This is a genomic window from Luteimonas abyssi (assembly GCF_001482195.1).
Lineage (GTDB): Bacteria > Pseudomonadota > Gammaproteobacteria > Xanthomonadales > Xanthomonadaceae > Luteimonas > Luteimonas abyssi.
In genome coordinates, this window is record NZ_KQ759763.1 from 910776 (window position 1) to 913002 (window position 2227).

The 2227-nt window shown below is 71.8% G+C and carries 2 protein-coding genes; one reads left to right on the plus strand and one right to left on the minus strand.

What is annotated here, in order from left to right:
- Positions 1-94: 94 nt before the first annotated feature.
- Positions 95-1531: a siroheme synthase CysG gene (gene cysG, locus RG19_RS03755; RefSeq protein WP_058834100.1), complete on the minus strand. Its 1437-nt coding sequence runs from the start codon at positions 1529-1531 to the stop codon at positions 95-97.
- A 211-nt stretch (positions 1532-1742) separates the two neighbouring features.
- On the opposite strand from cysG, the gene RG19_RS03760 reads away from it, so the two are divergent.
- On the plus strand, positions 1743-2227 hold a 485-nt coding region (locus RG19_RS03760), incomplete at its 3' end, for a LysR family transcriptional regulator (protein ID WP_157515337.1).

A 2227-nucleotide genomic window follows, 5' to 3' on the forward strand; every position in this document is an offset into this window, starting at 1 on the left:
ACGGGGGTGCGACCGATGGTGTCGAGGATGTTCTCGTGCAGGGACATGGCGTCTCGATGGATGGTGGCGATGGAAAGGAAGGCGGCGGACGTCGTCACGCTGCTTCGCGAGCGCCGAGCGGCTCGGTCAGCGGTGCGTCGCCGTACCAGTGCAGTCGCGTCGCCAGGGCGGCGACCGAGCCGAGAATCAGCAGCGCGGGCGCGCGGACCTGGTGTTCGTTCGCACGTTGCGCCAGGTCGCGCAGCGTGCCTACGACCGTGCGTTGCCGTGCGCGGCCGCCGTTCTCGATCAGGGCGAACGGCGTGGCCTCGGCCATGCCGTGCGCGAGGAGCCGCGCCTGCAGGGTCTCCAGCAGCCCGACGCCCATGTAGACGGCCAGGGTCTGTCGTTCCCGGGCGAGTGCGGCCCAGTCGAGGGTGTCGAGGGATTCGCGGCAATGGGCGGTGATCAGGCGCACCGACTGTGCATGATCGCGATGCGTCAGCGGCACGCCCGCATGCGCGGCGCAGGCCAGCGCGGCGGTGATGCCGGGGACCACTTCGTAGTCGATGCCCGCGTCGCGCAAGGCTTCGAGTTCCTCGCCGCCGCGTCCGAACACGAAGGCATCGCCGCCCTTCAGGCGCACCACGCGCCGGCCGGCGCGCGCGTGTTCGATCATCAGGGCGTGGATGCGCGCCTGCGTGGTGGCGTCGGCACCGGGCAGCTTGCCGACGTCGATGCGCTCGGCATCGCGGCGGGCGAGCTCGAGCACGCCGGGATCGACCAGCCGGTCGTGCAGGATCACGTCGGCCTGATTCAGCGCGCGCAGCCCGCGCAGGGTCAGCAGGCCGGCATCGCCGGCGCCGGCGCCCACCAGGTGCACCGCTCCGTGGGTGGCGGCCGTGCAGTGCAACCAGGCCTCGAATGCACGCTCTGCCGCGAGCGTGCGCCGACGCCGCAGCAGATCGTGCACCGGCCCGTCGAGCAGTTCCGAAATCGCGCGCCTTCGGACATCGGTCTGCGGCCAGCGCGCGCGGATGCGCGTGCGATGCCGATCGAGCAGGGCCGCCAGCGCGCCGTAGGCGTCGTCGTAGCGGGCTTCCAGATCCTCGCGGACCAGCCGCGCGACCATTGGTGCGCCGCCGCCGCTGGAGACCGCGATCTGCAACGGGCCGCGGCGGACGCGTGCGGGGACCTGGAAGGCGGAGAGCGCGGCATCGTCCACGACATTCGCCCAGATCCGCCGCGCCTGCGCGGCGGCGGCGACGGCCCGATTGACCGCGTGGTCGCCGGTGGCGGCCACGACCAGCCAGGCCTCGTCCAGCCAACGCTCGACGAAGACGCCAGGCAGATGGGTGACGCGCCCGTCGCCGACCCAGCCGGCAAGGGTGGCGTCGACCACCTGAGGTGCGCCGACCCGGACGTGCGCACCGGCCTCCAGCAACGCCTCGACCTTGCGCCGGGCGACCTCGCCGGCTCCCACCACCAGCACGGTGCGGTGGCGCAGGTCGACGAACAGCGGAAACAGGGCAGGCGTATCGGCGGCGGACATGGCGTCTCGTGAACCTTCGCAAGGCGAGCCCCGACGCTAGCCGCGCGGCGCCGGGCGGACAAATGGCCTCGCGCTCTGTCTTCATTCCATATCGGCATGACGCGATCGGGATGCCCGCTCCGATTCGGAACGCTGAGGGGCGATCCGAAGCGGTCGAGTCGCGCCCGGGGTATGTCAGTATCCGGAGCGTCGCCCGTCTCCCCCGTTCGCGATGACCCTCAGCCAATTGCGTTATCTCGTCGCGATCGTCGATGCCGGCCTGAACATCACCTTGGCCGCCGAACGCGTGCATGCCACCCAGCCCGGCCTGTCCAAGCAGCTCAAGCAGTTGGAGGACGAGCTGGGCTTCCAGTTGTTCGTGCGCCGCGGACGCAACCTGGAGCGCATCGCACCGGCCGGTGTTCCCGTGGTGGAGCACGCGAGGCGCGTGCTGGCCGAGGTCGCCAACATCCGCGCGTATGCCGCCAACGAGCGCGGCGAGCATCGCGGGCGTCTGGCCCTCGCCACCACCCACACCCAGGCGCGCTATGTGCTGCCCACGGTGATCGCGGCGATCCGGCGGGCCTTCCCGCAGGTGGACGTGGACCTGCAAGCGGCCAGCGACGCCGACGTGCTGCAGCGCCTGGCCCAGGCCGACGCCGACCTGGCGTTGATCAGCACCGCGGGCGAGGTGCCCGAGCACGGCCTCGCGGTGCC